A 22,297-nucleotide genomic window follows, 5' to 3' on the forward strand; every position below is an offset into this window, starting at 1 on the left:
GATACATGGGACTCAGCACTGCTCTGTATAACGGGGTAAGCGGTCTCAGTACCATTTCTCAATCTCTGAATGTCATCGGGGATAATCTGGCTAATGTCAACACCACCGGGTTCAAAGCAAGCAGCGCCCTGTTCGAGACGGTTTTCAGCCAGACGTTAGTCGGAGCAAGCGGACCGAATGGCGGACTACTCGGCACGAACCCGATCCAGGTCGGGCTTGGCGTCAAACTGTCCGCGATCCAGAGAGATTTTACACAGGGAAGCCTGAATGCGACCGGCAGCTATGCTGATATGGCTGTTCAGGGCAATGGGTTCTTCATACTTAGCGACGGCGAAGGGTTAGCGTATACTCGCGATGGTTCATTCGGTCTGGCCGTGGATGGAACGCTCGTTGATCCTGCCACCGGCTTGCGCGTGCAGGGATACCAGGCCGTTGACGGCGTTGTGAACTCGACGGGAGCGGTCGGTGATATCGTGGTTCCCATCGGCATGTCGATTGCGCAGGAGACTTCGGTCGCCCAGTTCTCCGGCAATTTCGATGCATCCGGCGACATCGCGACCACCGGCACGGTGACCGACGGCCCGGCATTACTCGATGCGACCACGGGTTTGCCGGCGACCGGGACGACCTTGCTGACAGATCTCGAGGACGCATTAGGCACGAACCTTGGGCTTCAGCCGGGCGACATCATCACGATCGAGGCCACCAAAGGCGGAGCGGAGATAACCACGACGTACACGGTAACGGCGGCTTCCACGCTGAATGATCTCGCAGCCGCCATAGAAAGTGATTTTGGAATCGTGAACGGCAGTGTCACCATCGATGCCGACGGTTCCATCACGATTACAGGCGACCTTGGGACTGGCAACGCTATTGAAGATGTTATCCTGACAGCCGCCGATCCCTCCGGAACGGCTCGGACGGACTTCAATAATGTATTTAATCCGGGAGGCGCTTCGGCCTTTACCGAGCTGGTTGCGGCCGATGGCGAAAGTTTTGTGGTTTCAGGACTGACCGTCTTTGATTCGCTCGGCAACGCGGTTCCTCTCAATATCACGTATACCAGGATTGGTACAAATACGGTCGAATATCTGGCGGAAAGCCCACCCGGCACAAGTGTCGGCTCCGGCGTTATCACCTACGATGAGAACGGGCAGTTTGTCAGCGTCACGAACGATCAGATCGTGATCGACCGCTCCGCGGCGGGCGCCATAAACCCGCTGGATATCACGCTGGATTTCAGCGCCACCACCTTCCTCAGCGGCGACAGCGCGCTTGCGCTGGCGAGCCAGGATGGATATCCGATGGGTTCGCTGGCGGAATTTTTTGTGGGTGTCGACGGGACGATAACCGGCTTCTTCACCAATGGGCAGACGCTGACGTTGGGCCAGGTCGCGCTGGCGACGTTTTCGAATCAACAGGGTCTCCTTTCGATTGGCAACAACCTGTTTGTTACGTCGGCCAATTCAGGCGAGCCGATGGTCGGCGTAGCCACCACTGGTGGGCGCGGCGCCATAATCGGAGGGTTCCTTGAAGGCTCCAACGTCGACATTGCGAAGGAATTGACGAACATCATCATCGCGCAGACGGGCTTTCAGGCGAATGCGCGTACGATTACGGCGGCTGACACCTTGCTGCAGGAGATACTGACACTGGTAAGATGATTCATCAGTTCCTCATCCGGGGGCTGAAGCCGCAGCGGCGACTTCGAGAGGCAAGGGATGCCTGCTTAGGCGGTGACTCGCAGCTTCGATCTCTGCAAGGGGGCGCACCTCGACATGATCAAGTTGACTCGTTTTGACGGCTCGGAACTCGCGGTAAACGCCGAGTTGATCAAATTCGTCGAATCAACCCCCGATACGATTGTGACACTGACGAGCGATCAGAAAATTCTGGTGCTCGAAACGGTTGATGAAGTAATTGCAAAAGTGATTGCCTACAAACGAGAGTCGGCGGGGGAACCGTCGAAAAAGAGGGAGCGCGATACCGAGTAAAGCAGTAAGTTGACTTTCTCTCGGCCGCGCTCCAGGAGCACAATTGCTGTGGATGTCGCAACCATTATCGGGATCATATCCGGGTTATCCTTCGTTTGCATCGCAATGAGCCTGGGCGGCTCGGGCCTTGCAATTTATATTCATCTTCCTTCCTTGATGATCACGGTGGGAGGGACGGTGGCGGCCACCCTGATCAATTACCCGCTCCATGAGATCCGCGGCGTGATGGGTACAGTGCGCAATGCCTTTGCCTTTGAGATGCAGACACCGGCGGCGGTGATTGAAAGGATCGTTTCGTATGCCACCAAAGCCCGGCGTGAAGGCATTCTCACACTCGAATCGGAACTGGAAACTGCGAACGACGCGTTCCTGATCAGAGGAGTGCACCTGGCAATTGATGGGACTGCCCCCGAATTGATCCGCGACATTCTGACTACCGAGCTTTCCTATGTTGAGTCGCGCCATGCCCTTGGCCAAGGGATCTTCACGATGATGGGGACGTATTCTCCGGCTTTCGGCATGATCGGCACGCTGATCGGTCTCATCAGCATGCTTCGCTCACTGCAGGACCCCTCGCAGATCGGCCAAGGGATGGCGACCGCGCTAATCACCACCTTTTACGGGGCGCTGATGGCAAACCTGATTTTTCTGCCGATTGCGGGGAAGCTGCGGTCGAGAACCCAGAACGAAATGCTCATTAAGGAAGTCATCATTGAGGGCATCCTCTCGATTCAGTCGGGCGATAACCCGCGAATTGTAGAGCAGAAGCTGAAGGCATTCATCTCGCCGAAACTCCGGGACCAGGTGCACACGTCGATCAAGGCGCGCTAGGCGAAACAGATAGCATGAGCAAGTATAGTAATAATGGAAACGGCAAGAATGGAGTTGAATTGCCGACTGCTCCCGGCTGGATGGTCACCTACGGGGACATCATGGGTCTCCTGCTGACCTTTTTTGTGCTGCTCATGTCGTACTCAACGATCCGCGAGGAAGAGTTTCGGCGGGCGTTGGGCTCATTTCAAGAGGCGCTGGGGATTTTGCCGCACGAGCGAAGCGTGATAGTATTTGAGCAGGTCCCAAACATACGATCAATTCCCGCCATTCCCCCGCATGAGATCGTCCGGCGCATCCGGAAATCGATTGCATCAGCCGGACTTTCAGGCGGCATAAATGTCACTGAGGAGCGGGAGGGCGTTCGAGTTACCATCGAGAGCCCGATCCTGTTCGACTCCGGAAAAGCCGAGCTGCGAATGGAGGCGTCTCCGCTCTTAAATGAGCTTACGGCCATTCTGGCCGAGAACCCGCATGAAGTAGTTGTGGAAGGTCATACCGATACCGTGCCGATACATACGGATGAATTTCCGTCAAACTGGGAATTATCCACCGCCAGGGCCATCAGTGTCGCACGATATATGTTTCACAACGGAGAACTCGATGCGAAAAGATTCACTGTTGCCGGGTACGGCGAGTACCACCCTATCGCACCAAATGATACCGAAGAGGGCCGGCAAAAGAACCGCCGCGTCGAGATCCTGCTGAAATATATGGATAAAGAACAGGGGAGTGATCTATAATGGCTGGAAAAGAGCCGGTTGAAAAAAGCAAACAGGATGATGCTGCCGAATATGGGGCCAGGCAGGCTACATTCAGCGCAAAGAATATTCTTATCCTGATTCTTGCAGTCGCCGTCTCCTCCGTAATCGCGCTGTTTACTGTCGGGAATTATATTGCGCCGAGTATCGAAAGCAGAAGGACGGAGCAGGAATCGTTTGCCTTGTCCGACGGCAGGAAATCCGATCTTGAGAATCTCATTTTTTACGGAATAGATCCGATAATCGTGAACCCGGCGGAAAGCAATGGTGAGCGGTATTTGAAGGCAACCGTGAGCTTGGAAGCGGATGATCCTGAAATCGTTGCTGAAATTGACAAACGTTTGCCCCAGATAAAGAACCAGATCAATACGATTCTCAGTTCGAAGACCATAGAACAGGTGCAGACGAATGAGGATAAAGAGAGGCTTCGCCGTGAAATCCAGAGCCGGATCAACGGGCTATTGGCAACCGGGAACATAAACAACGTTTATTTTGAAGAGTTTGTTTATCAATGAATCCGAAAGATTTTGAAGTGAGTAAAGCGAAAGAAGCGACGGTATCGGGACCCGTTATTGATGCGGCATCATCTCGAAAATCGCGGTTGCGCAGGGCGGCGGGAGAAGTCGCCAATGACATTGCCCCCGGCCTCGAGTTTCTCTCGGATGTGAATCTGAAGATCAGCGTCATTCTTGCAGAAACAAAGATGCCGGTGCGCGAGCTGCTTGCGCTGCGTACCGACTCTGTTGTGCAACTGGATAAGCTTTCGGGCGACCCGGTGGATATTTTCGTGGAGAATCAAAAGTTGGGAAAGGGCGAAGTGATCGTTCTGCAGGAGAAATTGCGGATTCGTCTTCTGGAGATAACGCCGCCGTCAACCCTTTTCGAATCCTCCCCGAGATCGAAAGATGGCTAGAAAAGCCTGCCTCGTATTACTGGCCGTGCTCATGATTCTGATTCCCGCAGTATCCACCCGAGCCGGCGCAGAGGAAGCGTCTCCTGCGAATGTATCACCGCCTGCCTCAGAGCCGGAGGATAATGGGGCCGGCTACCTCCCTTACTCGGAGCCTTCCCCGTTTGGAACGGGTGGGATGCTTGGCTCGATAACCCGCACGATTTTCTCTCTTGTAATTGTTTTGGGGCTGTTGTATGTCGCGCTTTGGGGGCTCAAGAAAATTTCCGCGAATTCGCCGGTTACCGCATCAGGCGGCTCGATTCGTATTGTTGGCCGCGTGTATCTGAATCCGAAGAGCGTAATTCATTTTGTCCGGCTCGTCGATGAACTACTGGTCATCGGAACAAGTTCAGGAAATATCGCGCTGCTCTCTACCGTAAAGGATGCCGCTCAGATCGAGCAGATCGAAAGCGCTTTGAAGGGAAGCCATCCGATGGCATCGGGGAAGTTGTTCTCCCGATTCTTTCAGAAGTCTCTCCTCGGTTTTCAGCAACAGACGCAAAAAGATGATCCGGCATTTGACGACCGACTCCGGGCGCTTGACGACCAGATCGGGCGTCTGAAAGGTCTGTCCCGAAAGAGACGCAGCAGTGAAGAATAGAAGATTTTTCCTCATAATGCTCCTTGGCGCCCTCGCGCTTGCGATGGGAGGGACCGCGATTGCGCAACAGCAAGGGATAACACTGCCCAGCGTCGGCATCCAGATCGGCCAGGCCGACAGCCCGCAACAGGTCTCGACCACGCTGCAGTTGTTGTTCCTGCTGACCGTTCTTTCATTGGCCCCGGCGATCCTCGTGATGGTAACTTCATTTACCAGGATCATCGTGGTGCTCGGGCTTCTCCGCCAGGCGCTCGGAACTCAGCAGATGCCGCCGAACCAGGTGCTTATCGGGTTGGGACTTTTCCTCACGTTCTTCATCATGGCGCCTACCTATACCGAAGTCAACGAGCAGGCGTTGCAACCTTATTTAAACAAACAGATCGGGCATGAGGAGGCTTTCGGGAGAGCCCTTGTGCCCGTGCGCGATTTCATGTTCCACCATACCCGCGAGAAAGATCTCGGCTTGTTCGTTCATCTCTCAAAAATCAATCCGCCGCGGAATCCGAATGACGTGCCGACATACGTGCTCATCCCCGCGTTCATGATAAGCGAGTTGAAAACGGCATTTCAGATCGGGTTTCTGATATTCATTCCCTTCCTGATCATCGACATGGTGATTGCGAGCGCACTCATGTCGATGGGTATGCTGATGCTGCCCCCGATCTTTATCTCGCTGCCGTTCAAGATCGTCCTTTTTGTCCTGGCCGACGGATGGTTTCTGGTTGTCGGTTCGCTCATGAGAAGTTTCGCCTGACGATCCTCGCTTAACCAGCGTGCCGCATCCTGATTCTTCGCCGGTCCCCGCCGTCCTACGTTGTTCTCTTTTGCTTCCTGTGGTAGAATCCCGAGAGCGAAAGGGGTGAAGGAGAAGGGCATCCGGTTCAAGAATCATGTATGTGACTCAGGAAATATTGGCTGATATAGAGCGGAAATATGGCGTTCCTCACGTTGCCCATTTCCGTCATGTTATGGTCAAGGTGGAGTTCGATCTGCTGCTCCGCAGCATGAGATACAACCGGGCGCACGATATCACGCTGTTCATTTCCAAAGGACGGCATTTTGTCGCCATACGAAAACACATGCACCCGGAAGGTGTATTCCGCGCTCCCAGCGGCGGTGTGAATCCGGGCGAGGACTTCGAAAAAGGTGCGTTGCGAGAGGCATATGAGGAGACGGGCGCGACAGTTGAACTGGTGCGGTATATCCTTCGCGCTCAAGCTCTGTTCGAATATCAGGATCAGCAAGTGCCGTGGGTCTCACATGTTTTCACCGCGCGCTATATCTCCGGGGAACTGCAGCCGATTGATACAAAAGAGATTGCTGAAGTTCGGCAGGTGCTGCTCGAAGAACTTCAGGGAGAAATCAGGAGCAAAATGATCGCCAGCGGATCCGGCGGCCTTGCGTACCGGGTGGCGCTGACAGATAAAGTGGCCGAAATCCTCTCTGCCACCGCTTGAGATTTATGTCATTCCTTTCCTTCCGGCGCCATTTTGGCTAATATTTCATTACGTGACATTCAAGATATGGTTTCAGCGTTCGGACAAGGATGATCATTATCCCGGCTTTGAGGCGGGATTGCGGTTGCGGCTCTTCGATATCTTTTCGAAACAATCATGAAAGACATTTCACGAATCGACGCCGTTGTGGTGGGTTCCGGACCGAATGGATTGGCGGCCGCTCTTGAAATCGCGCGCGCCGGTTTTTCCGTGACCGTTCTGGAGGCACACGAGGAGTTCGGCGGCGGAACACGCTCTGCAGAGCTGACACTGCCGGGGTTTGTTCACGACGTTTGCTCGGCCGTTCACCCACTGGCGCCGGATTCGGCTGCGCTCGCGAAGCTGCCGCTGGCGGATCACGGCCTGCAATGGGTTCATCCAGCCGCCCCGCTCGCTCATCCGTTTGATGATGGAAGAGCCGCGGTTCTATATCGCTCGATCAGCGAAACTGCGGCGACCCTTGGCTCTGACGGCGATCGGTACCTGCATTTCATGTCGCGCCTGGTTTCGCTCTGGCCGGATGTTTCGAGAGATATTCTTGCGCCGCCTCATGTGCCGCGCCATCCGCGGAATCTTGCATCCTTCGCGTCTTCCGCTGTCCGGTCGGCGACCGGGCTGGCGAAATCGCTCTTTCGCGGATCACTGGCTCGGGGATTGTTTGCCGGACTTTCAGCGCATTCCTTCCTCCCGCTTGATACGCCTGCATCTGCGGCCTTTGGAATGGTGCTCGGCGTGCTGGGGCATGCTGCGGGTTGGCCGTTTCCTCGCGGGGGAAGCCGGCGGATATCCGACTCGATGATCTCCCTCTTGCGGACTCTGGGCGGGCACATGGTCGGAAATGTATCGATTGAGTCACTGCAGCAATTGCCGGCTGCAAAGATGATCATACTGAATCTTACTCCTCGCCAAATCGTCTCATTGGCAGGAAAGAGGCTGCCCTGGTGCTATCGGAAACAATTGGAACATTATCGGTATGGGCCTGGCGTGTTTAAGATAGATTGGGCGCTGGACGGTCCAATTCCATGGAGGGCGCGCGAGTGCCGGCTTGCGGGAACAGTTCATGTTGGAGGAACGATGGAAGAAATAGCCGCGGGCGAAGCCGAGGTTTCTTCCGGAATCTATCCCGAACGCCCCTTCGTGCTGGTAGCCCAGCAGAGTTTGTTCGATGATTCACGTGCTCCGCGCGGTAAGCATACAGGGTGGGCCTATTGCCACGTCCCGCATAATTCATCGGCCGACATGACTGAGCGGATCGAGCAGCAGGTGGAAAGGTTCGCTCCGGGTTTTCGCAAGCTGATCCTGGCGCGGCACACACGCACGGCTACAGATTTCGAGCGTTACAATCCGAATTGTATCGGAGGAGACATAACCGGCGGTTTGCAGAATCTCAGACAGATGCTTGTGCGGCCGGCACTCAAATTAGTCCCGTACGCCACCCCTCTTGATGGAGTTTATATTTGCTCCTCGTCAACTCCGCCGGGCGGGGGGGTCCATGGACTGTGCGGCTACTATGCCGCTCAAGCGGCAATCAAGAAACTGAAAGCAGACTTGACTGTGTAATCTGTGGCAGCCTTTAGTGAAGCGTTGCCGGCAGTTCGAATGAAGAACCTGTGGGATTGGCAGATTCGGAGACGAGAAAGATGACAACAAGAGCACGAACTGAAGCGTGGAGTTCCGCGACGTTGAGAGAAGAAAAATTCTGGCCGATCGATCTGTTTACAAGATCACTCACGCTTCTGGTTGCAAATAAACTTGGCGTCTTTGAACAATTAGCCGGTGGTCCTCGGCCGCTTGTGGATATCGCCACAAACTCAGGGGCCGATCTGAAGGGAATGCGAATCCTCCTCGACGCGCTGGTAGTGCTTGAATACCTTAAGAAAACGGGCGAGCTGTACGAGAATGAGAACGATACTACGCTTTACATGACAAAGGGGTCCCGTGAATACATTGGGACGAGGCTGCTCCATATTTATGACGGGCTCGATCGCTGGCTTCGTTTGGAAGACCTCGTTCGGCACGGGCAGAAATACAAATATCGATTGCCGGAATTTCACAAGACGCCGGCGGAACAGAAGAAGAGGACGCGGGAATTCACCATCGGGCTCAGCGAATCGAGCAGATCAACAGCCGCTCTTGTCGCCAAGATGCTTGATTTGCGCGGCGTGAAGGATCTGCTCGATGTCGGCGGCGGCGCTGGCACGTATTCAATAGAATTTGTCAGGAAGCAGCCGAAGCTGCGCGCTGTGGTTTTCGAGTTGCCGATTCCAGCCCGCGTGGCCAGAGAACAGGCAAAAGCAGCAGGGCTGGAGAAGCGGATAAGGGTCGAGATCGGCGATTTTCTTTCGCATAATCTTGGCAAGCAAGTGTATGATGCGGTGTTTCTCTCCAACATCATCCACAACCTGAGCGCTGACGACAACAGGCGACTTCTGGAAAAGGCTTGGGTTTCCTTGCGCAGCGGCGGCAGGATCATAGTGAAAGACATGATGCCGAACGATCGCCGAGACGGCCCCTACTATCCGCTGATTTTTGCGCTCACCATGTTAATGTTTACCGACTCGGGCGATACGTATTCGGAAGCTGAAGTAAGAAGGTGGTTGAAAGAGATCGGGTTTGTTCGCCTCAGCCGGAAGACCGTGATCAGGGGTGAAAATTCAATTTTGATCGGCTGGAAAAAATGAAATGCGGCCGGGTGTTATCGTTCCGTTCTTCGTTTGCGGGGCGCGATCGCCTGCGCCTGGCGAATATAGAGCGGCTCGATCGAATCAAGATCGTCTGCATCGCCGCGTTGGAGCCTTTTCGCCGCGAGCAGCCCCACAACCGAGGCGCGCGCCCCCATGATTGCTTCGGGAGGAAAAAGGGCCTGCTCCCCGAGCGCATCGACAATTTCCGCCCGATATCGAAGCGCACCGGTCCCGAAAAAAAGAGTCTTCTCTTTGACCTCTTTCAGAAGCTGGTGCGGCGGCAGCACAAAGTCCTCCGAGACTCGCTCGATCTCTCCTGCTGCCGCGCGGAACCACGCTCCATAAACCTCTTTCATGCGAGCGTCGATCATCGGGCACATCGGATAGGGGGAAAACGGGAATGCCCAGGCCATGGCCTCGAGTGTTGAAATGCCTATGATCGGTTTTGCGGCTGCTGCGGCAAGACCTTTAACCGCCGCCATCCCGATGCGAAGTCCCGTAAACGAGCCCGGCCCGACGGCGACGGCGAAACCATCGACGCTGTCCGGTGTCAAGCGCGCGATCTGCAATACGTATTGGATTGCCGGCAGCAGTTGAGATGAATGAGTCTCTTCCACGTGCAGGGCCAATTCGCAGAGAACCCCATTATCTTCCACGATTGCGACGCTGCCGGATAAGGTGGATGTCTCAATTGCCAAGATTTTCATTTGCATTGATTCCTGTTGGGCCGGCAGATTGTATCTCTTATCATTATAGCCGAGGGCTTGCTGGTTGAAAAGTGGTGCTCCCGTTTATCCGGGATGCGGGAAGCTTACGCGCACCGCATTGGAAACATGTTATCGAGCAAGAGTCTCGGCAAAAGGAGAAGAATTGTTGGAGCGGCTTAGTGGTTGTCTGTGTGACTCTTGGGCGACGAAGCGGCTTTTCGTTGCATTTTTCGCCTGGCGTTCCCGATGTTTCCGGCGACCTGAGGCAGGTCGGGGTGCAGTTCAAGTTCTTTTTCATATTCAGCGATGGCGAGTTCATATTCTCCCCGCATCTCGTGAATGACGCCGACGTTGCTGTGAACCCATGGCATGTAGGGCGCCAGGCGCAGGGCCTCGCGGTATTCGGCGAGAGCCCTCTCATAGTGTCCCTTATAAAAATAGCCCACCCCAAGATTAAACCGAGCCTTTGCGAAATCGTCGGCCAGACGAACGGGAATTTGTGAACTCTCAGGGAACCGGGCGAGCGTGGGCGCCAGAATTTTGACTGCGTCGTCATAGTTTCCCATTTTCAGATAGAGGGCGCTCAAGCTGAAATTTGCCTCGGGCGAAGCGGGGTCCATTGCAAGAGCGGCGTTTAGTTCCGAGACCGCTTCGGGCATGTCCCCCTTTTCGGCAAAAGCCATTCCGAGATTGATATGCGGCCTTGCTTTGGCCGGGGATTTTTCCGCGGCGTCTTTCCATAGCGTGTATTCGTTCCTCCAAACTGTGTTTCTCAAGATTGTCGCGCCACCTAAAAGAAGGACAAGGATGGCGATGGCGGCCGGCAGGAGCCGATCTCTGCCTGCGCGTCTCAGCAGAAGGTTATGCAAAGGAGGCAGACAGGCGACGACTGCAAGGAAGATGCCTGCCGCGGGCAGATAAATCCAGCGCTCACTCATGATATCCCAGAGAGGTATCACCGAGGTCGGGCTCAACGTGATAAGAAACCACAGGATTCCGAATGAGACCAGTCTGTTCCTTCTGGACAGCATGATCGATATGAGGATGAGGGCAAGAAGACCAGCGAGCGAAAGGAAAGTCTTGAGTTCGAAAAGCGAATGGGAAAGTTGGATATGATGATCGATATTCTGTCCAACGGGCAGGAAAATCAGGCGCAGGTACACAAAAATCACCCGGAGCTGTGTCAGGAGATTAACCGATAAAGCTCTCACCTCGAAGGGATCGCCGATCACGCCCAGGTACAGTTTTCGCCAGAGGAGAATCGCGGCAAGAACAAGGAAGAAAGGAGCTGCTCTCAGCAGAGAATGCTTCACGTCTTTCCATCGTCCCTGTTCGTGAAAATACAAATCGGCCATCAGAACGATGGCCGGCAGCGTTGCATTCGACTCCTTCACCCAGAGCGAGAGGAAAAACATGAACAACGAACTTCCGTAAAAAACGGTCCTGGTAACAAATGAGCCTGAATGAGCTTTAAGCAGCAATAAGTACAGGAGGAGAGCGGCGAGGAAAAAGGCCGCGCCCAACGATGACGCGCGACCTGCAATGTATGTGACGGATTCCGTCATCACCGGGTGAGCCGCAAAAAGAAGCGCAACAAGCAGAGGAGAATAGGCCACGCCGTTCTCAACGTCGCTCTCCGGCCGAGATGCTCTCCAAAGGATGCGGCTGATAGAATAAAGAAGGAGAGCGTTCATCATGTGAATCACAAGATTCATCACATGATAGCCTACGGGATCGGCCTGATGAAAATAATAGTTTACGGCAAACGAATACATGAGGAGGAACCTGCTGGGGAAAAGCCGGAAGATTTCGCCAGCGTTGGTTACATCCCGAACTGCGGCGTTCCCGGTTATGGCAAAAAAATCATCATAATGAAGCGACGTCCCGAGAGAGTTCGAATAGATGACCAGACAGAGGGCGGAAATCAACAGAACGGGGCTGGCTTTTCCAAACATATGTCTCATGTTAAACCGGAATGACGTTTGGGTAAATGCTGCGAACGCGTATCAAGATCGGGCGAGGGAACGCTTTTAAGAATGAAGTTGTCATGCTGTAATCACCAATCATAATATCAAACTCAAATCGGCAGTGTCAATCGAAGAGCAGGGGATAAATCTTCGATTTCAGCCTGCCTTCAGGAAGTGCAGGATTTTTACGAAAGAGTTTTTTGATTGTGCGGGCGGAATGTGATGCTTTATGAGACCACCGGGTAATTACTCTCCACAAGGAGCGGGAGCCATGCTGGTTGATCTGTTGATCGTTCATGGGGATATTCTTACGATGGCGGGCGAAGGTGTTGGCTACGTAGCCGACGGTTCAGTGGCTGTCAACGGAAATGAAATCGTAGCAGTTGGCCCTTCATCCGACCTGGAAAAGCGATACGAAGCGAAGCGGGTAATTGACGCCAAGAACAAGGCGGTACTGCCTGGACTGATTGACGGGCATCTTCATACGGTCATCGGAATCCTTAGAGGATTGGGACAGGACGCCCGAAGCTGGCACGAAGGAGTGGATCCATTTTTTGAGCAGTTGACTCCCGATGCCGTGTTGGCGGGCGCGTATCTGTGCGCGATCGAGGCAGTCCGCGCCGGTACAACGACATTTGGTGATTACGGCCCGGGCATGCTGATCACGCTGCCGTTTTATGAAAAGCTCGGTGTGCGCGCGAAAGTGTGCACTCTGATCAGCGAGGTGCCGCCGGTCGAAAGCCTTCTCCGGGAAGGCGAATTATACCCGTTCGATCCCCAGATCGGACAGATGCGGCTGCAGGAGAACCTGGAGGTGATAAACAATTGGAACGGCGGCGCCGGCGGCAGGATCACGACGATGATTGGCCCGCAGGGCGCCGATTATTGCAGCGTAGCGCTTTTCGAGAAAATAAAGGATATCGCGGAACAGCGCGATTTGAAAATTCACATGCACATCGGTCAAGGCGAGCGCGAAATTCTGCAGATGAAAAATCGCTATGGAAAGCGGCCTGTCGAATTTCTGCACGAAATCGGTTATCTTGACGAGCGGCTTCTGGCGGTGCACATGGTCAAGTGCACGAATGACGAGGTCGCGCACATTGCCGAAAGCGGCGCCTCAATGGCGTTCTGTCCCTCAAGCCTGATCATATGCGATGGGATCGTGCCGCCGGCCGACGTTTTTCTGGATCATGGCGGCAGCGTTTGTCTCGGGACCGACGAAACCAGCTCGAACAACGGGACCAATGTATTCAGCGAGTTAAAGCTCGGCTCGCTCGCTCTTAAGATGAAAAGGCAGGACCCCGAATATCTCCCGGCGTGGAAGGCGCTCCGGATGGCCACGATTGAAGGCGCGCGAGCCATCGGACTCGATCGCGATATCGGATCGCTCGAACCGGGAAAGAAGGCGGATATCATTCTCGTGGATCTGCAGAAGCCGCCGACGCTGCCCGTGCTGCGCGAGCCGGTGAGAAATATCGTTCCAAACCTCGTGCTTTCGGCGCGCGGCGATGAAGTGGCCGTATCCATCATCGACGGGAAGATCATTTACGAGAACGGCAGGATCACAACTATTGATGAACAGGAGTTGCTTGGTTTTGTGCAGAAAGTCTCCGATGAAGTGAATCTTGAAGCGTCACGCGAAGTCAAAAAGAGAAAGACGTTTCAGCATCGGTTGACGCTTGAAGGAAAATATTGAAATTCGGGCTGAAGCGATGATCAAGGCGGACTCCCAAGATACTTGCGACTCACGCGCATGTATTTTTCGGCCCAGTACTTGTTTCCGGCGCCCTCTTCCTCCGAAAGCTGTTTGGTCACTTTTGCCGGCACTCCCACCACCTGGCTGCGCGGAGGGATCTTCGTGTTGGGCGGGATCAAGGCGCCGGCGCCTATTATTGATTGCGAACCGACCACAACTCCATTCATGATGATCGCGCCCATCCCCACCATCACCTCGTCCTCGATGACGCATCCGTGCAGGTTCACCCCATGCCCGACCGTCACAAAGTCGCCCACGATACAGGGCCATTCATCGGCAACGTGCACGATGGAATTATCCTGGATGTTGCTCCATCGTCCGACGCGGATGTCGTTGATGTCGCCGCGCAAGACCGTGTTGAACCAGATGCTGGCGTTCTCCCCGATTTCGACTCCCCCGATAATCTGGGCGCCTTCGGCAATAAAAGCGCTCGGCGCAATGGTAGGGCGCCGGTCTCCATAATGATGGATCATCTGGTGAAATCCCTCATGGATTGGTTTCGGCTGCCTCGCCGAAAATCTCTGCGAGTGTCGAACAGATTTCGCCGATCGTGGTATAGTTCTCGACGCACTCGATAATCGGATCCATCAGGTTCATGTCGCCCTTGGCCGCCTCGCACAGCTTTTTGAGCGAACTTTCGACTGCAGCCGCATTGCGTTCGGCGCGCACCTTCTTGAGGTCGTCGATTTGTTCTGCCTGCACTTTCAAGTCGACTTCCAGGAGCTTCTCCGGCGGCGGCTCCTTCGATTGGAATTTGTTGACGCCGACAATTATTTTCTCGCCTTTTTCGATGGCTTGCTGATATTTGTAGGAGCTTTCCTGTATTTCCCTTTGCATATACCCGTTTCTGATGGCCGAGATCGCTCCTCCCATCGTGTCGATCTTTTCGATGTAGTCTTGCGCGGCTTTCTCGATTTCGTTCGTCAGTTTCTCGACGAGATAGGAGCCGCCCAGCGGGTCAATAACATCGGCGACACCGGATTCATACCCGATCAGCTGCTGTGTTCGAAGAGCCAGGCGAACCGCCTCTTCCGTCGGCAGGCAGAGGGCCTCGTCGCGCGAATTGGTATGCAGAGATTGAGTGCCGCCAAGAACGGCCGCAAGCGCTTGCATCGCCACGCGGACAACATTATTCTCATGTTGCTGCACCGTGAGTGTCGAGCCGGCGGTCTGTGTATGGAAACGGAGCTTGTAGGAGTTTTCTTTTTTCGCTCCGAAGCGGTCCTTCATGATTCTTGCCCACAGGCGGCGCGCTGCCCTGAACTTGGCGACTTCCTCGAAGAAATTGTTATGCGAGTTGAAGAAGAAGGACAAGCGGCCGCCGAAATCGTCGACATCCAGCCCCGAATCCAGCGCCGCTTGCACATATGCGATTGCGTTTGCGAGCGTAAATGCCGCCTCCTGCACCGCGGTTGAGCCGGCTTCGCGAATGTGATAGCCGCTGATGCTGATCATGTTCCACCGCGGAAGCTTTTCGGTGCAGTATTTAAAGGTATCCGTTACCAGGCGCATTGAAGGCGCAATGGGAAAACGATGAGTGCCCCGCGCCACATATTCCTTGAGGATGTCGTTTTGGATGGTGCCTCCCAATTGATCGAGCGGAGTCCCCCGTTTTTTTGCGAGCGCGACATACATCGCCAGCAGGATTGCCGCCGTCGCATTAATTGTCATTGATGTGGTGACTTTTTCGAGTGGGATTTGATCAAAGAGCACCTCGATATCGCGGAGGGAATCAATCGAGACGCCGACTTTGCCGACCTCTCCATCGGCCAAGGGGTGGTCCGAATCGTAGCCGATCTGGGTCGGCAGGTCAAAAGCTATGCTGAGTCCGGTTTGCCCATGATCAAGCAAGAAGCGGTAACGCCGATTGGATTCCTTTGCGTTGGCGAAGCCTGCATACTGCCTCATCGTCCACAGCCGGCTCCGATACATCGTGGGCTGTATTCCGCGGGTGTAAGGAAATTCGCCGGGAAAACCAAGGTCGTTGCCATGATCGATGTCCCGGGTATCAAGGGGGGAGTATACACGCTGCAATTCAAGCCCGGAGTCCGTCAGGAATTTTTCGGTTCGTTCGGGGAATTTTTTCAGCACCTTTCCCAGAACCGCCTGTTCCCACTGCTGTCGCTGCTTCTCGAGTTCTTGCATATCCATCGCCGACCGTCCCTTTCCGAGTTCTGCGCGGGGGATCGCGCCCTCTATTCTGCAATCACAACGAGCGGTATACCCTCGGCTACTGTATCGCCTTTTTTAATGGATATTTCCTTAATAGTACCGACGCGAGGGGAGACGACATTGTTTTCCATCTTCATCGTCTCGATGACAACCAGCACATCGCCCGGCTTCACCTTGTCACCCGGAGCAACCTTGATGTCGATGATCAGACCGGGCAGTGGAGCCTTTACGGTTATAAGTCCGCCGGCGCTTTCCACCAGACACGTCTGCTGAGCGGGCGCCACGGGCGCAGGCTGTGACGGCGCACTCTCTTTCATCATTTGCGCGAGATCCATCTTTGAAAGGTCATTGATTCCGACTTCATACGGCGTGCCGTTCACGGTGACCAGCGCGCTTTCTCCGGTGATTTTGGTAACCTCGACCAGGTATGCCTTTCCATTCAGCAGCAGCTCAAACCGTTTCACCTGATAAAACCTCCTGCCGGCCCCGCCGAAAATCAGAGGGGGATATTACCATGTTTTTTAGGGGGATTGCTGTCGCGCTTGTGCTGGAGCATATCGAGCGCCCGGATCAATTTTGCGCGGGTCTCTTTCGGTTCGATAACCTCATCGATATAGCCCATCTGAGCCGCGATATAGGGACTGGCGAACTTTTCGCGGTACTCCTCCACCAGGCGCTTGCGCGTCTCTTCCTTATTCTCCCCGTCGCCCAGCTCCTTGCGGAACACAATGTTTACGGCGCCGTCGGGGCCCATGACGGCGATTTCGGCTGACGGCCATGCATAATTGATATCGTTTCGAATGTGTTTCGACGACATGACGCAGTATGCGCCGCCGTATGCCTTGCGCGTGATCACGGTGATTCTTGGCACGGTCGCTTCGCAATAAGCGTAAATCAGCTTTGCTCCGTGAACGATGATCCCGCCGTATTCCTGCGCCGTTCCCGGCAGGAAGCCAGGCACGTCCTCAAAGGTAATGATCGGGATATTGAATGCATCGCAAAAACGGACGAAGCGCGCGCCTTTTTTTGATGCATTGATATCGAGACAGCCGGCTTGGAATTTCGGCTGGTTCGCGACGACGCCGACCGATCTGCCGCCGAGTCGCGCGAATCCGACGACGATGTTGGGCGCGTAATTGGCATGCACCTCGAGGAAGCGGCCGTCGTCAACTACCGATGTAATAACCTGGAGCATGTCATACGATTCTTTTGGATTATCGGGAATAATCGAGTTCAATGTTTCATCGGCTCTCTGAGGGTTGTCCGAAGACGGCAAGAATGGTGCTTCTTCCAGATTGTTCTGGGGAAGATAGGAGAGCAGATCGCGCACCATCTGAAAACATGATTTCTCGTCGCACATCGCGAAATGGCAGACCCCGCTCCTGGTAGAATGCGTGACCGGCCCGCCCAACTCCTCCTGCGTTACCTCTTCAAAAGTCGTCGCCTTAATCACCTGCGGGCCTGTGATGAACATGTAGCTGATCTTGTCCACCATGAAAATGAAGTCCGTCAGGGCCGGGGAATAGACTGCGCCTCCCGCACAAGGGCCCAGAATGATCGATATTTGGGGGATGACACCCGATGCGAGCGTGTTCCGCAGGAAGATATCGGCATATCCCGCAAGGCTTTCGACGCCTTCCTGTATGCGGGCTCCGCCTGAATCGTTCAGCCCGATGAGCGGCGCCCCGTTCTTGAGCGCCATCTCCATTAAGCGGCAAATCTTTTCTGCGAATGCATGTCCGAGAGTTCCGCCGATAACCGTGAAATCCTGCGCGAAAACATATACAAGCCGTTCATTTATTTGTCCGTAGCCGGTTATCACTCCGTCACCCAGAAAATGTTTTTTCTCCATCCCGAAATGAGTGCACTTGTGAGTGACAAAGGCGCCGATCTCAGTGAAGGTGCCCGGATCGAGCAGCAGTTCAATTCGCTCGCGGGCCGTCAGTTTTCCTTTCTCGTGCTGGTCCTTGATGCGGCTTTCGCCTCCGCCTGCGAGGGCCTCTTTTTGCATCTCCTTCAGTTTTTCGATGTTCTTCTGGGTCGTCATTCAAAGTCCCCTTCGAGAAAATTGATTCTCCCGACGTTTGGCAATATCACTCACTTTTCAATCATTTGTAGTTTACTTTGCGACTCTTCAACCGGACAATCGAGGGCGATTCGGTCTAGGATGGCCGTCTTCAGGCATAGTTGACTGTGCTGAATGCAGTTCAAGAATTTGCAGACGCGCAGAAAACCAGCAGGAAAGACGGGCCTCCAGCTCTTTAGAGCGGTAGTCTACCACAAACATGAGACTGTGTCAAGAAGTACAAACGCATGAATTTGTTTATTTTATGAAGAAACCCTCTCATGGTCGGCCCGAATTGGTGAGGTCGCGAAAACTTTTCCCCGCTGGCTGTTCTTCAAATCGGCGGCTCTCTTGAAGCAGCCGTGACTTCTTTTTTCTTAATGAGGCGCATTGGCTGATCCGTGAAGGTGCACTATTGGAGACAAAACCGGAGCATGGTCTTGCTTCAGATAATTCTCAGATTTGATTCGGAATCGAATAGATTCGCTTCTTGACACACTTTTCTAATGGTTGTATAATGACCAAATATGGTCGCGTTTCTCTAACGTTTGCAATTACTTACGGTGACTTCCAATGCTGAGATATATGACCGCCGGAGAATCGCACGGGCAGGCTCTTGTCGCGATTGTCGAAGGAATTCCCGCCGGCCTGCGCGTGCGGCGAGATTTCATCCAGATGCGGATTACCGCTCGTCAAGCCGGTTATGGGCGCGGCGGCCGAATGAAGATCGAGCAGGATACCCCCTCCTTTCTCTCAGGAGTGAGGAACGGGATCACGCTGGGCAGTCCGGTGTCGGTGTTGATATCGAACAGGGATTGGGAGAACTGGCAAAAGGTGATGGCGCCCTTTAACGTTGATGAGGCGGCTGTCCAAGCGAGATCGATTTCCCGACCGCGGCCGGGCCATGCCGATCTGGCCGGTGCGCTGAAGTATGGACATTCGGACATCCGCAACATCCTCGAACGAGCGAGCGCACGCGAGACGGCGGTTAAAACGGCAATCGGCGCGATCGCAGAGCAACTTCTGCTTGAATTTGAAATCGAGATCGCGGCCCACGTCATCCGGATCGGGAAGGTATGCGCAGATACATCCTCTATTGCGCGGAAGCAGCTTCTGAAGAACTCCGAGATGTCTCCGGTTCGCTGCGCGGACCCGGCGGCTGCGGGAAAAATGATGAAGGAGATAGATGCGGCGGCGGCGGCGCGCGACACGTTGGGTGGAAAGGTCGAGGTTGTGGCCTATAACATACCAGTCGGCCTGGGCTCTCACGTGCAGCATGATCGGCGCCTCGGGGTGCGGCTGGCGGCGGCGGTAATGGGGGTTCCCGCCATCAAAGCGGTGGAAATAGGGGAGGGCGTGCGGCTGGCCGAACTGAGGGGATCAGAGGCGCATGACGAGATCTTTCATTCTCGGCGAAAGGGCATGCGTTCGGCCGGTTTCTATCGAAAGACCAATCGCGCCGGCGGCATCGAGGGCGGAATCTCGAACGGAGAGAACATCATTCTCAAGGCGACCATGAAACCGATCCCAACGCTGGGCCGCCCGCTTCGTTCGGTCGATCTTCTAACGCGAAAACCGGCGAAGGCGGCCGTCGAGCGGAGTGATATCTGTGCGGTTCCGGCAGCGAGTATTATTGCAAGAGCTGCTGTGGCTCTTGAACTCGCGTCGGCGATGATCGAGAAGTTCGGAGGCGATAGCATCGCGGAGATGAAGAGGAATTTTACTGCGTACCTCCGTGCGCTGAGGAGCTTCGGCGGGAATGCATAAGATTCATGTGGACCTCGGCGCTGACAGCTACGACATTGTCGTCGCAAACGGAGCGATAAGAAAGCTCGCGGAGTTCCTTCGCCCTCTCGTCGCTCCAAGCCGCATCCTGATCATCAGCAATTCAACCGTCTTCGGGCTGTACGGCGATACCATAAGGGAGGCGCTGATTCCGCTGGGCTGCGAGATTTCAGCCGATCTGGTCGAGGACGGCGAACAATACAAGAATTTGGCGACCATCGAACATCTTTTGGACGGCATGGTGAAGGCGCGGCTCGACCGGAAGTCTGTGGTCGTCGCTTTAGGCGGCGGCGTCGTCGGCGACATGGCCGGATTTGCGGCATCCATCTTCATGCGCGGCGTGCCGTACGTACAGGCGCCGACCACTCTGCTGGCGCAAGTTGACAGCAGCATCGGCGGCAAGGTCGGCGTTGATCACGTGTCCGGAAAGAATCTCATTGGCTCGTTTCATCAACCGCTATTGGTCTGCACCGATCCCGCACTGTTGAGTACGCTCTCAGCAAGAGATTACCGGAATGGTCTTTCGGAAGTGATCAAGTACGGCGTCATAGCGGATGAAGGACTGTTTTCGCTGCTCGAAAGGCATATCGGCGTTCTGTGCGAACGAGGAGACGGTGTACTGACAGATATCATCAAGCGATGTTGCCAGATAAAGGCAAGAATCATTCAGCAGGATGTGCGCGAGATAACCGGCCTGCGGTCGATACTGAATTATGGACATACCATAGGTCATGCAGTAGAATCAGTTACAGGCTATACACGGTACAGCCATGGAGAGGCTGTCTCGATAGGAATGGTGGCCGCCGCCAGGATCGCGGGTATCCTCAATCTTGTTCCCCAGGGTGTGGAGCAGAGGCAGGAACATCTGCTCGAATCAGTTGGGTTGCCGGTGAAGGCCGAGGGTGTGGCGATGGACCGCGTGGTCGATGCGATGCAACTGGACAAGAAGGCATCCGGTGGAAAACTGAAATTTGTTGTCCCCATATCGATCGGGCGGGGCGTGATCAGGGAAAATGTTCCCGCCGAGGTGGTAGAGCGGGCCCTGGCCGAGATTGGGGCGAAATAGCACAATGGACGGGGTCGAAAAAAAACCCACATTTGACGACGGGCTTACCGCCCAAATGAAGGGAGACCTTCAGAGCGCGATCTCCATTTTTGCAAAAGTGATCGAGGAACATCCGGCGCATGCGGCAGCACATCACCAGATGGGGCGCTGTCACATGAAGCGCGGCGATTTCAGCAAGGCCGTCCAGAGTCTCGAAACGACCGTCAGAATCGGTCCCGATCGGGTGGCAGCCCGGCTGGATCTTGGCATGCTCTATTTGACAGCCGGAGTGATATCCAAGGCAAAAGCGCAGTTCCTGAAGGCTCTTTCGATTTCCGCATCGAATGTGAAAGCTATGGCCGGCCTCGGGATCGTCCATTACCATGAGCGCGATTATGGCAAAGCGATCGCTCAATTTCAGGAAGCATGCGCGCTGAATCCGACGAACTTCTCCGCGCATTTCTACCTTGCAAAGATACACAAGTTGCTGGAGAACACTTCAGGCGCAATGGAGGAGGCGCTCAAGGCGGCGTCCATATGCCACGGGCTGATTCGGGCACGGCCGGAACAGCCGGAAGGCTATTATTTTCTCGCCGAGACATTCATCCTGCAGGACGATTATAAGCCAGCTCTCCAGAATTATCTGATTGCGCGCGATTTCTCGCCCAAAGAGGCAACCGATTTTTTCGCCTTTGGCTTACATTACAGCACGGTTGACAATTATCTCGGCATTGCCCGCTGCTATAAGAAGCTCGGAGAGAGTTCCTATGCTCGCTACTTCGCACAATTGGTTCTGAAACTGGACGCGACAAACGAGGAAGCGAAGGCGTTTTTGAACGGCGAATAAACGGGTATTGACGGGGCCACGATGGCAGACAGCAACGTACGCATCGTTCGCGAATTTCTCGAGGCGCTTGGTTTCAGCGTATTGACGAATCGCAAATTTCAACTTCAGAAGGCGGACCCGCCCGGACGCTACAGCATTGACGTTGTGGCGACGAATCTGCGGTATGCGGAGCCGGAGGCCCCGCTTCCCATGAAGCTGAATGCCGAGCATATGCGGTTTCTCCCGAATGTGATTGTCGACGTGAAGGGATGGCATGGACATCGATTTGTCCCTTCACTGATTACTGCGACTCCGGAATTATTTTACTTTGTCAGTGCCGGCGCACTTCAATATGCGCGCAGCGTTTTCAACGGCGCTCCTTTCAAGTCGCTTCTGGTCATCTCGGAGGCCACCGCCGTCGAGCCTCTTTGGCTAAAGGTCGAAGAGATGCTGAAAGAGGGCGGAATAGATCACGTGGTGGAGTTTACCACCATCCTCGGTTTTCTGATCTCTTATGTGGAAGTGAATGTGAACTATGTGGAGAGCGAAACGCTCCAACTGCTTCGTCTCCTTAAACGATACGACCTGGTGAAGGGTCTCCAAATGGAACTCCCCTTCAAGAGCCGGTCCTCGAATCCCGAAGGTGAGGAATGAA

The 22,297-nt window shown here is 54.5% G+C and carries 22 protein-coding genes; 16 read left to right on the forward strand and 6 right to left on the reverse strand.

The annotated features are described in order from the left end of the window. Positions 1–5: 5 nt before the first annotated feature. The 11 genes from C4520_20615 (at position 6) to C4520_20665 (ending at position 9,316) form a co-directional block, all read left to right on the forward strand. Positions 6–1,664 (forward strand): flagellar hook protein FlgE, encoded by a 1,659-nt coding sequence (locus C4520_20615; protein RJP14978.1) that lies wholly within the window; start codon positions 6–8, stop codon positions 1,662–1,664. Between the two features lie 114 nt (positions 1,665–1,778). Further along, positions 1,779–1,994 carry a flagellar protein FlbD gene (locus tag C4520_20620; GenBank protein ID RJP15013.1) on the forward strand — a complete coding sequence of 72 codons (216 nt, stop codon included), beginning with the start codon at positions 1,779–1,781 and terminating at the stop codon, positions 1,992–1,994. Positions 1,995–2,042: 48 nt separating this feature from the next. Continuing rightward, a complete protein-coding gene (locus C4520_20625) occupies positions 2,043–2,825 on the forward strand; it encodes a motility protein A (protein RJP14979.1) in 783 nt (260 codons plus the stop codon). A 14-nt stretch (positions 2,826–2,839) separates the two neighbouring features. Next, positions 2,840–3,568, forward strand: coding sequence for a flagellar motor protein MotB (locus C4520_20630; GenBank protein RJP14980.1), 729 nt, complete (start codon positions 2,840–2,842; stop codon positions 3,566–3,568). Further along, positions 3,568–4,101 carry a flagellar basal body protein FliL gene (locus C4520_20635; GenBank protein ID RJP14981.1) on the forward strand — a complete coding sequence of 178 codons (534 nt, stop codon included), beginning with the start codon at positions 3,568–3,570 and terminating at the stop codon, positions 4,099–4,101. Before C4520_20630 ends, C4520_20635 begins: the two co-directional genes overlap by 1 nt. Then, positions 4,098–4,499 carry a hypothetical protein gene (locus C4520_20640; GenBank protein RJP14982.1) on the forward strand — a complete coding sequence of 134 codons (402 nt, stop codon included), beginning with the start codon at positions 4,098–4,100 and terminating at the stop codon, positions 4,497–4,499. Before C4520_20635 ends, C4520_20640 begins: the two co-directional genes overlap by 4 nt. Further along, the gene (locus tag C4520_20645; GenBank protein ID RJP14983.1) at positions 4,492–5,139 is read left to right on the forward strand and encodes a hypothetical protein; all 648 of its coding nucleotides are present in this window, start codon (positions 4,492–4,494) and stop codon (positions 5,137–5,139) included. The genes C4520_20640 and C4520_20645 overlap by 8 nt, the downstream gene beginning before the upstream one ends. Positions 5,140–5,155: 16 nt before the next feature. Then, on the forward strand, positions 5,156–5,893 hold the full coding sequence (gene fliP / locus C4520_20650; protein RJP15014.1) for a flagellar biosynthetic protein FliP: 738 nt from the start codon (positions 5,156–5,158) through the stop codon (positions 5,891–5,893). A gap of 136 nt (positions 5,894–6,029) precedes the next feature. Then, positions 6,030–6,596 (forward strand): NUDIX hydrolase, encoded by a 567-nt coding sequence (locus C4520_20655; protein RJP14984.1) that lies wholly within the window; start codon positions 6,030–6,032, stop codon positions 6,594–6,596. A 156-nt stretch (positions 6,597–6,752) separates the two neighbouring features. Continuing rightward, the gene (locus tag C4520_20660; GenBank protein RJP14985.1) at positions 6,753–8,195 is read left to right on the forward strand and encodes an NAD(P)/FAD-dependent oxidoreductase; all 1,443 of its coding nucleotides are present in this window, start codon (positions 6,753–6,755) and stop codon (positions 8,193–8,195) included. A 50-nt stretch (positions 8,196–8,245) separates the two neighbouring features. Then, positions 8,246–9,316 (forward strand): methyltransferase domain-containing protein, encoded by a 1,071-nt coding sequence (locus C4520_20665; protein RJP14986.1) that lies wholly within the window; start codon positions 8,246–8,248, stop codon positions 9,314–9,316. A gap of 14 nt (positions 9,317–9,330) precedes the next feature. On the opposite strand, the gene tsaB is transcribed toward C4520_20665, so the two are convergent. Continuing rightward, the gene (gene tsaB, locus C4520_20670) at positions 9,331–10,032 is read right to left on the reverse strand and encodes a tRNA (adenosine(37)-N6)-threonylcarbamoyltransferase complex dimerization subunit type 1 TsaB (protein ID RJP14987.1); all 702 of its coding nucleotides are present in this window, start codon (positions 10,030–10,032) and stop codon (positions 9,331–9,333) included. Positions 10,033–10,202: 170 nt separating this feature from the next. Then, the gene (locus C4520_20675; protein ID RJP14988.1) at positions 10,203–11,990 is read right to left on the reverse strand and encodes a tetratricopeptide repeat protein; all 1,788 of its coding nucleotides are present in this window, start codon (positions 11,988–11,990) and stop codon (positions 10,203–10,205) included. A 232-nt stretch (positions 11,991–12,222) separates the two neighbouring features. Here C4520_20675 and C4520_20680 point away from each other — a divergent pair, with 232 nt between their 5' ends. Beyond that, the gene (locus tag C4520_20680) at positions 12,223–13,689 is read left to right on the forward strand and encodes an amidohydrolase (GenBank protein ID RJP14989.1); all 1,467 of its coding nucleotides are present in this window, start codon (positions 12,223–12,225) and stop codon (positions 13,687–13,689) included. Positions 13,690–13,709: 20 nt separating this feature from the next. Here C4520_20680 and C4520_20685 read toward each other — a convergent pair whose 3' ends face one another. From C4520_20685 to C4520_20700, 4 genes are read right to left on the reverse strand one after another with little or no spacing between them, the layout of a single operon-like run. Continuing rightward, positions 13,710–14,222: a gamma carbonic anhydrase family protein gene (locus tag C4520_20685; GenBank protein RJP14990.1), complete on the reverse strand. Its 513-nt coding sequence runs from the start codon at positions 14,220–14,222 to the stop codon at positions 13,710–13,712. Between the two features lie 13 nt (positions 14,223–14,235). Then, positions 14,236–15,894, reverse strand: coding sequence for a methylmalonyl-CoA mutase (locus C4520_20690; protein RJP15015.1), 1,659 nt, complete (start codon positions 15,892–15,894; stop codon positions 14,236–14,238). Positions 15,895–15,944: 50 nt separating this feature from the next. Next, positions 15,945–16,385 carry a biotin/lipoyl-binding protein gene (locus C4520_20695; protein ID RJP14991.1) on the reverse strand — a complete coding sequence of 147 codons (441 nt, stop codon included), beginning with the start codon at positions 16,383–16,385 and terminating at the stop codon, positions 15,945–15,947. 32 nt (positions 16,386–16,417) lie between these two features. Next, a complete protein-coding gene (locus C4520_20700; protein ID RJP14992.1) occupies positions 16,418–17,968 on the reverse strand; it encodes an acyl-CoA carboxylase subunit beta in 1,551 nt (516 codons plus the stop codon). A 591-nt stretch (positions 17,969–18,559) separates the two neighbouring features. On the opposite strand from C4520_20700, the gene C4520_20705 reads away from it, so the two are divergent. Genes C4520_20705 through C4520_20720 form a run of 4 tightly spaced genes read left to right on the forward strand, consistent with a single transcriptional unit; the run spans position 18,560 to position 22,296 of the window. Continuing rightward, a complete protein-coding gene (locus C4520_20705) occupies positions 18,560–19,753 on the forward strand; it encodes a chorismate synthase (protein RJP14993.1) in 1,194 nt (397 codons plus the stop codon). Continuing rightward, positions 19,746–20,837, forward strand: coding sequence for a 3-dehydroquinate synthase (locus C4520_20710; GenBank protein ID RJP14994.1), 1,092 nt, complete (start codon positions 19,746–19,748; stop codon positions 20,835–20,837). Before C4520_20705 ends, C4520_20710 begins: the two co-directional genes overlap by 8 nt. Positions 20,838–20,841: 4 nt before the next feature. Beyond that, positions 20,842–21,663, forward strand: coding sequence for a tetratricopeptide repeat protein (locus C4520_20715; GenBank protein ID RJP14995.1), 822 nt, complete (start codon positions 20,842–20,844; stop codon positions 21,661–21,663). A gap of 21 nt (positions 21,664–21,684) precedes the next feature. Continuing rightward, on the forward strand, positions 21,685–22,296 hold the full coding sequence (locus tag C4520_20720) for a hypothetical protein (protein ID RJP14996.1): 612 nt from the start codon (positions 21,685–21,687) through the stop codon (positions 22,294–22,296). Position 22,297 lies beyond the last annotated feature (1 nt).

It is taken from the genome of Candidatus Abyssobacteria bacterium SURF_5, assembly GCA_003598085.1.
Taxonomy (GTDB): Bacteria; Abyssobacteria; SURF-5; order SURF-5; family SURF-5; genus SURF-5.

What these genes read in the sequence shown, in the direction of transcription:
- C4520_20615 (RJP14978.1), top strand. Translation starts at nt 6, where the DNA reads ATGGGACTCAGCACTGCTCTGTATAACGGGGTAAGCGGTCTCAGTACC.
- C4520_20620 (RJP15013.1), top strand. Translation starts at nt 1,779, where the DNA reads ATGATCAAGTTGACTCGTTTTGACGGCTCGGAACTCGCGGTAAACGCC.
- C4520_20630 (RJP14980.1), top strand. Translation starts at nt 2,840, where the DNA reads ATGAGCAAGTATAGTAATAATGGAAACGGCAAGAATGGAGTTGAATTG.
- C4520_20635 (RJP14981.1), top strand. Translation starts at nt 3,568, where the DNA reads ATGGCTGGAAAAGAGCCGGTTGAAAAAAGCAAACAGGATGATGCTGCC.
- C4520_20640 (RJP14982.1), top strand. Translation starts at nt 4,098, where the DNA reads ATGAATCCGAAAGATTTTGAAGTGAGTAAAGCGAAAGAAGCGACGGTA.
- C4520_20645 (RJP14983.1), top strand. Translation starts at nt 4,492, where the DNA reads ATGGCTAGAAAAGCCTGCCTCGTATTACTGGCCGTGCTCATGATTCTG.
- fliP (RJP15014.1), top strand. Translation starts at nt 5,156, where the DNA reads ATGCTCCTTGGCGCCCTCGCGCTTGCGATGGGAGGGACCGCGATTGCG.
- C4520_20655 (RJP14984.1), top strand. Translation starts at nt 6,030, where the DNA reads ATGTATGTGACTCAGGAAATATTGGCTGATATAGAGCGGAAATATGGC.
- C4520_20660 (RJP14985.1), top strand. Translation starts at nt 6,753, where the DNA reads ATGAAAGACATTTCACGAATCGACGCCGTTGTGGTGGGTTCCGGACCG.
- tsaB (RJP14987.1), bottom strand. Translation starts at nt 10,032, where the DNA reads ATGCAAATGAAAATCTTGGCAATTGAGACATCCACCTTATCCGGCAGC.
- C4520_20675 (RJP14988.1), bottom strand. Translation starts at nt 11,990, where the DNA reads ATGAGACATATGTTTGGAAAAGCCAGCCCCGTTCTGTTGATTTCCGCC.
- C4520_20680 (RJP14989.1), top strand. Translation starts at nt 12,223, where the DNA reads ATGAGACCACCGGGTAATTACTCTCCACAAGGAGCGGGAGCCATGCTG.
- C4520_20685 (RJP14990.1), bottom strand. Translation starts at nt 14,222, where the DNA reads ATGATCCATCATTATGGAGACCGGCGCCCTACCATTGCGCCGAGCGCT.
- C4520_20690 (RJP15015.1), bottom strand. Translation starts at nt 15,894, where the DNA reads ATGCAAGAACTCGAGAAGCAGCGACAGCAGTGGGAACAGGCGGTTCTG.
- C4520_20700 (RJP14992.1), bottom strand. Translation starts at nt 17,968, where the DNA reads ATGACGACCCAGAAGAACATCGAAAAACTGAAGGAGATGCAAAAAGAG.
- C4520_20705 (RJP14993.1), top strand. Translation starts at nt 18,560, where the DNA reads ATGCTGAGATATATGACCGCCGGAGAATCGCACGGGCAGGCTCTTGTC.
- C4520_20710 (RJP14994.1), top strand. Translation starts at nt 19,746, where the DNA reads ATGCATAAGATTCATGTGGACCTCGGCGCTGACAGCTACGACATTGTC.
- C4520_20715 (RJP14995.1), top strand. Translation starts at nt 20,842, where the DNA reads ATGGACGGGGTCGAAAAAAAACCCACATTTGACGACGGGCTTACCGCC.
- C4520_20720 (RJP14996.1), top strand. Translation starts at nt 21,685, where the DNA reads ATGGCAGACAGCAACGTACGCATCGTTCGCGAATTTCTCGAGGCGCTT.